Source organism: Thermopetrobacter sp. TC1 (assembly GCF_000746275.1).
In the GTDB taxonomy this organism is placed as follows: domain Bacteria; phylum Pseudomonadota; class Alphaproteobacteria; order Rhizobiales; family Aestuariivirgaceae; genus Thermopetrobacter.
On sequence record NZ_KN050830.1, the window covers coordinates 1 to 6,081 of the forward strand.

Consider the following 6,081-nt stretch of genomic DNA (forward strand, 5'->3'; position numbering starts at 1 on the left):
GGGGTATATTACCCCGCCACTCATGCTATAGGCGGGGTAGAAAACCCCGCCTAAACGTTCCGGAAGGATATAAAATATCTTTCCGGCGGTAAGCTCCGAGCCCTGAAGAACCGTTTCTGACTGCCATCACCGCATGATTAAACCGCCCCTGGATGCCCGGGACACGCCCGGGCATGACGTAACATGTTGATATTTAACATAAAAACAATACTCTCCAAGTTTGGGCAATGATGGGAGAATGCCTTGGGAAAAGTATTATCTGTGGTGCATGTGAGTGCTTATACTCTTAATAACGAAAATCATTCGCAACGCATGAAGTGATTGAAACGGACAGAAGAGGACTTTCGCCGGGATAATGAAAAAGATGGCGATCTGGTGTCGTTTAGTGTGTCCTGCCGAACTGCTTCTTCAAGAGGGGAACAGCTCTTTCAGCAAGGACACGCTTGCCTCATCGCCAGAGAACGACATCACCGCGTGCGGTTTCCTGGCCGCGGCCGATGTGTTCAATCGCCGCCGTCATTCGTCCCTGCCGGGCAAGCAGCGAATCGGCAAGGGCAACCAGCCGGGCATTGGGCGTGGCAAAGGGGGCGATCCGGCGCAGGGCCTGCGCGATGGCCATTTCATCGGTTTTTGGTTCCATGACACAGCGGGCGATGAAGGCCGCCGCCGGCGAGCGCGACACACCCATCCAGCAATGCACGATCAGCGGCCCTTGCCCATGCGCCCGCCAGGAATGCACAAAATCGATCAGCGCCCTGACATGCTCAAGCCCCGGCGGCTGAAAGCCCGCCTTCGCCGCGCTGACATCATGAAAGGAAAGTTTCAAGCGCCGCGCGTCCGGAACCGGCAGGGCAGGGTGGGGCATCTCCGGCCCCAAAAGCCCGATGACATGCGCCTGCGGAAAATGTATAGTCACACGAGGCAGGTCCTCAAGTGAAGAGATAATGATAGTGCTGCGAAAATCTGACTTTTGTTGTTCGTATTCTATTGCATGCATCATGTTTCTCTGAAACAATTATCAGAATAATATGGCTTTATTTGGTGATTGCTTGTTTGGCTGTGCTTGCTTGAATGGTTAGTTTAAGGCAGCATCTGGCATATTCGCTTGATACAGATGAATCCGTCAAGTGAAGATCGGGGGAAATCTTCTCGGTTCATGCTGCCTCTTTCGCAAGGGGGTATTCTCCGGGTTCCTGAGCGGCAGTTCCTGCAAGCATTTTTTGCAGGTTGAAGAAATGTTATAGAAAAATCACAATATGCAAAATATTAGAACATGAGAAAATGTTAATATAATACCTGCAGAAAAGAAAAATCTTATATAAGAAAATTCAAATATTTATGGGCATTCTTGATTTTCTTTTCCGGTATATTTATACAACCTTCGTAGACAACAGGTGTCTTTCCCGGCGCTAACAAGAAGGCGGATCAAAGCCTGGCAAACGGGAAGTCTCATGGGGGGAGTGACGCGCGCATTGAACATGCCGCGCGTGAAGAGAGGAGGCACGTCTTGCCGTTCGGTGTTGGCAAACTGGGAGCCGCCGCGGCCCTGTTCCTCGGTGGCATCGTTTTTGCGGGACTGTTCAATGTAGGGCTCGGCTTTACCAACACGACGGAATTCTGCACCTCCTGCCACAGCATGCAGTGGAATCTGGAGGAGTGGCAGGAGAGCGAGCACTATCTCAATCATGCCGGCGTGCGCATCGGCTGTGCCGATTGTCATGTCCCGAAACAGTTCGGGCCCAAGATGGTGGCCAAGATCATGGCCGCCAAGGATGTCTGGCACGAGATTCTCGGCACCATAAACACCAAGGAAAAGTTCGAGGCGCGCCGCTGGGAAATGGCGAATCGGGTGTGGGCCAGGCTGAAAGCCACCGATTCCCGCGAATGCCGCAACTGTCATTCCTGGAACGCCATGGCCTTCGATGAGCAGGACCGCGTGGCGCGCAAGAAGCATGCCCGCGCCCGCGAGGAGGGCAAGACCTGCATCGACTGTCACAAGGGCGTCGCCCATGAACTCCCGGACAAGCCGGAAGAAGAGGGAAAGGGATAAGCCGTGCACGCCATGCGGGGCAGAGAGGCGATATTTCCGGGCCGCAGCCAAAGCGGGCGGTCTTGCTGCGCGCGCCGCGAACGGATAGCGGCCGGTCTTGCGGTTATGCTTGGCGCGATCGCCCTGTCGCTTTCGGCGGGCCTGCCTGCGGCCGTGGCCATGGAGGTGCCGCCTGAAAAGATCATGAGCCGCGAGGAGGCGGAACAGATCTGGAAGAAGGCGGCGAAGAAATATGTGGACATGTCGCCCCAGGCGCGGGAGCTGCGCTCGGCGGCCATCATTGATGACCTGGAGACGGTGCGCCGGCTGATCGAGGAAAAGGGCGTGTCGCCCAATGCCGCCAACCGTTTCGGCAAGACGCCGCTGATGCTGGCGGCGGAAAACGGCAATATCGCCACCGTTGCCTATCTCATCCGCAAGGGCGCGGATGTGAACGCCCGCACCGTTGTTGGCTGCACCGCGCTCACCTTTGCCGCCGACAACAATTATCCCGCCATCATTGCCATGCTGCTGGAGCACGGCGCCTTCGTGGACGTGCGCTCACGCGCGGGACACACGCCGCTGATGAGTGCTGCCCGCTATGGCAACCTGCCGGCGGTGCGGATGCTCATCAAGTATGGCGCCGACGTCAACGCCAGGGACAGGCAGGGGCGCACGGCCCTGCATCGCGCCGCCCAGCTCGGGCATGAGGCGGTGGCCAGGGCCCTGCTTGATGCCGGGGCCGATCCGAACGCCACGGACAAGAACGGCGTCACCCCGCTGATGCTGGCCGCGGACGAGCGGCATTATGGCGTGGCCAGGCTGCTGCTTGAACGCGGTGCGAAGGTTGATGCCCGTGATGTTACCGGCGCAACGGCGCTCATCCGGGCGGCGGAGGCGGATCATCTGCCGGTGGTCGCCGTGATCCTGCAATTTCACCCGGACGTGAACGCCCGGGATGAGGATGGCGAGACCGCCTTGATGAAGGCGGCGCGCAATGGCTCGGCGCGCATGGTGCGCACGCTGCTCATGGCCGGCGCCGATCCCGCCCTGAAAAACAACAAGGGCCAGACGGCCCTCGATATCGCCCGCGCCGCCGGGGAGAGCAATGCGAAATGCATCGCGCTTCTCAAGGCGGCGCTGAAAGGCTCTCTGCAGAAGAGAGACGAGAACAGCGGAAAGAACTGAACGGACAGCATGCACGGTCTGGCGTGCGGTGCTGAAGAATTCCGGCATCCGCCAGAGGGGGAACCGGAAGATGTGATGATCCTCAAGCCATGGGGATCACGCACATAACCACAAAGAGGAGGAGACAGATGCCAAAGAAAAAGAGGCACGTCCTTTGGATGACGGGGCTTGCCCTCGGGCTTGCCGTGGCATCCGCCCAGGCGGGCAATCAGAAGGAGCTGATCTCGGGCGCCAGCGGCAAGATGCTGGCCGCGCAATGCGACGGCTGCCATGGCCCCAATGGCGCTTCCGGCGGTCCGGCCATTCCCAACATCGGCGGCATTTCAAAGGACTACATGATCGAGGTGATGAAGGGCTTCAAGAGCGGAGAAGTGCCTTCCACCATCATGGGCCGCATTGCCAAGGGCTACAGCGATGACGAGATCGAGCGGCTGGCCAATCATTACGCCAGTCTGAAGTGGGTCCCGGCGAAGCAGTCCTTCGATGCCGCCATGGCCAAGGAAGGCGCCAAGCTGCATGAGAAGTATTGCGAGAAGTGCCACGAGGACGGCGGCAAGAAGGCGGAAGAGGATGCCGCTATTCTCGCCGGGCAGTGGATGCCCTACCTGCAGTTCACCATGAGCGACTTCCTGAGCGGCAAGCGGGAAATGACGAAGAAGATGAAGAAGAAGGTCAAGAAGCTTCTCGATTCCAAGGGCGAGAAGGGCCTTCAGTCCATCGTTCATTTCTATGCCAGCCAGCAATGACGGCCAGCTCGGAACAGCTCAGTGAAGGAGAATACCTGCCATGACGAAACTCAATCGCAGATCGTTCATTCAGGCGACCGGTGTCGCCGCGGTGGCTGGCGTGACCGGCATGCCGTCGGTGGTGCTGGGCGCATCCAAGAAGGTCGTGGTGGTCGGCGGTGGCCCCGGCGGCGCCACCTGCGCGCGCTATCTCAAGATCTTCGATCCCGGTATTGAGGTGACGCTCATTGAGCCGAAGAAGGAATATCACACCTGCTTCATGTCCAATGAGGTGATCGCCGGCAAGCGGTCGATCGAGACCATCCGCTTCGGCTATGACGGGCTGAAGAAGGCGGGCATCAACGTCGTGCACGACATGGTGACCGCCATCGACCCGGAGAAGAAGGTGGTCAAGACCGCGGGCGGGCAGGAGTTTACGTACGACCGCTGCGTGGTCTCGCCGGGCATCGACTTCAAGTACGAGACCATCGAGGGCTATGATGAGGCGGCGACCAAGACCGTGCCCCATGCCTGGAAGGCCGGCGAGCAGACCATGATCCTGCGCAAGCAGCTGGAGGCGATGAAGGACGGGGGCGTCTTCGTGCTCTGTGCGCCGCCCAATCCCTATCGCTGCCCGCCGGGGCCCTATGAGCGCGCCTCACTGGTGGCCAACTATTTCAAGAAGCACAAGCCCAAGTCCAAGGTCATCATCCTGGATCCGAAGCCGAAGTTCTCCAAGCAGGGCCTGTTCAAGGCGGCGTGGAAGAAGTTCTACGGCTTTGAGAGCGACAATGCGATGATCGAATGGCGCGGCGCGCAGGAAGAGGCCGCCGTTGTTTCCGTGGACGTGGCCAACCGCACCGTCACCACCAAGTTCGGCGACAAGGTGAAGGCCGATGTGCTGAACGTGGTGCCGGCGCAGAAGGCGGGCAAGATCGCCCATATCGCCGGGCTCACCAACGATTCCGGCTGGTGCCCGGTGAACCTGCACACCTTCGAGTCGACGATCCACAAGAACATCCACGTGATCGGCGATGCCTCCATCGCCAAGGGCATGCCGAAATCGGGCTATGCCGCGAATTCGGAGGCCAAGGTCTGCGCCGCTTCCGTGGCCGCGCTGCTCAACGGCAAGGAGCCGCCGGCACCGGCCTATGTGAACACCTGCTATTCCATTGCCGCGGATGACTGGGGCTTCTCCGTGGCGGCGGTGTACAAGCTGGCCAAGGACGGCTCCAAGATCACCAAGGTCTCCGGCGGCCTCACCCCGGCGGATGCCCCGGCTGAGTACTACAAGCGCGAAGTCTCTTATGCGCACAGCTGGTTCAACAACATCACCCGGGACATCTTCGGCGCTTGATACCCGCCCCTGACACACACAGAAGAGAAAGCGGCGCTCTGCATCAGGCAGGGCGCCGTTTTCCTTGGCACTTTTCCACGAGCGTGCCTGAAGGTCTCCTCCAGCCCAAAGCACATCACACCACCACACCTCATGCATCCCCATATTGATGAATGGCCGGTATCCAGAGCAGCAAGTGCAAGCGAAGGTGGTTCGGGACCCCCGGCTTTCGCTCACTGCCATCCGAGGACATGCAGTAAGTGGAATGTTGCCGTCAAAACGACCAAGAAAAAATGACTTTCCACGAGTTGGGGGATATTTATTTAACTCATTGAAAAAATAGGAAAACGTCATCGCCGAACTTGTTGTTCAGCCCGGAGACATGGCTGACAGGTGTTCGAAGACATGGTTGACACATTATGGGGCGCAGAGGTGAGGTGGGTTCGAGCATGGGATGCGGGGCGGCGGGTGATTGGAAAAATACGTGGCAAGGCAAATTTTTGGTTGAGTATTCAGGGGCTTTTTCAATGCGAAGGGGCTCGATTTCTGCTTAACGGGTGCAGTGTTGCAAAAAGAAAGGGTGGCAGCTGCCACCCTCTCCAATGATGAAGCGTGATAAAGACAGGTGTTGAGAGCCCAGAACCTTTTCTTCTTCTGCAACTCTGGTACAGGAAACGCTCCTGGTCCTTTTACCAACCCCAACCGGAGTCCCAACCGGAGTCCCAACCAGAGTCCCAACCGCTGTCCCAACCAGAATCCCAACCAGAATCCCAGGTGTCGTCCCAGGAATAGTCATCCCAGGT

General features: G+C 58.3%; 5 protein-coding genes. 4 read left to right on the forward strand and 1 reads right to left on the reverse strand.

Annotated features, from left to right (window positions below; all coding sequences use genetic code 11):
• Positions 1 to 448 precede the first annotated feature (448 nt).
• Positions 449 to 916, reverse strand: coding sequence for a tyrosine phosphatase family protein (locus EK16_RS09505; protein ID WP_051929202.1), 468 nt, complete (start codon positions 914 to 916; stop codon positions 449 to 451).
• A gap of 591 nt (positions 917 to 1,507) precedes the next feature.
• Here EK16_RS09505 and EK16_RS09510 point away from each other — a divergent pair.
• The 4 genes from EK16_RS09510 (at position 1,508) to EK16_RS09525 (ending at position 5,299) form a co-directional block, all read left to right on the forward strand.
• Positions 1,508 to 2,050: a NapC/NirT family cytochrome c gene (locus EK16_RS09510; protein WP_038036662.1), complete on the forward strand. Its 543-nt coding sequence runs from the start codon at positions 1,508 to 1,510 to the stop codon at positions 2,048 to 2,050.
• A 105-nt stretch (positions 2,051 to 2,155) separates the two neighbouring features.
• Positions 2,156 to 3,217 carry an ankyrin repeat domain-containing protein gene (locus EK16_RS09515; RefSeq protein WP_051929203.1) on the forward strand — a complete coding sequence of 354 codons (1,062 nt, stop codon included), beginning with the start codon at positions 2,156 to 2,158 and terminating at the stop codon, positions 3,215 to 3,217.
• A 158-nt stretch (positions 3,218 to 3,375) separates the two neighbouring features.
• Positions 3,376 to 3,963: a c-type cytochrome gene (locus tag EK16_RS09520; RefSeq protein ID WP_156098562.1), complete on the forward strand. Its 588-nt coding sequence runs from the start codon at positions 3,376 to 3,378 to the stop codon at positions 3,961 to 3,963.
• Between the two features lie 40 nt (positions 3,964 to 4,003).
• Positions 4,004 to 5,299, forward strand: a complete 1,296-nt coding sequence (locus tag EK16_RS09525; RefSeq protein WP_038036665.1) for an NAD(P)/FAD-dependent oxidoreductase — start codon at positions 4,004 to 4,006, stop codon at positions 5,297 to 5,299.
• Positions 5,300 to 6,081: the final 782 nt, after the last annotated feature.

Coding starts and splice junctions, on each gene's coding strand:
- EK16_RS09515 (WP_051929203.1), top strand. CDS start 2,156: ATGCTTGGCGCGATCGCCCTGTCGCTTTCGGCGGGCCTGCCTGCGGCC.
- EK16_RS09520 (WP_156098562.1), top strand. CDS start 3,376: ATGACGGGGCTTGCCCTCGGGCTTGCCGTGGCATCCGCCCAGGCGGGC.
- EK16_RS09525 (WP_038036665.1), top strand. CDS start 4,004: ATGACGAAACTCAATCGCAGATCGTTCATTCAGGCGACCGGTGTCGCC.